At 58.4% G+C, this 233-nt stretch carries 1 protein-coding gene; it reads left to right on the top strand.

Annotation, left to right across the window (positions count from 1 at the left end):
* The coding region (locus AF337_RS13680; RefSeq protein WP_152971063.1) for a hydantoinase B/oxoprolinase family protein at positions 1-233 on the top strand (233 nt) is incomplete at both ends.

The raw sequence follows: 233 nt of genomic DNA on the forward strand, positions 1-233 counted from the left end.
ATCTTCGATCGTCATGGCGCGCTCGTCGCCAATGCCCCGCATGTCCCGGTGCATCTGGGATCGATGGATCGCTCGGTGGAGGCGATCATCACCGGCAATCCGGTCATCCATGCCGGCGATGTCTTCGCCATCAACGCACCCTATAACGGTGGCACACATTTGCCTGACATAACGGTCTGCACCCCGATTTTCGACGCCGAGGGCAATGAAATCTTGTTTTGGGTGGCATCCCG

The sequence above is a fragment of the Rhizobium ecuadorense genome, from assembly GCF_001187535.1.
Classification (GTDB): Bacteria; Pseudomonadota; Alphaproteobacteria; order Rhizobiales; family Rhizobiaceae; genus Rhizobium; species Rhizobium ecuadorense.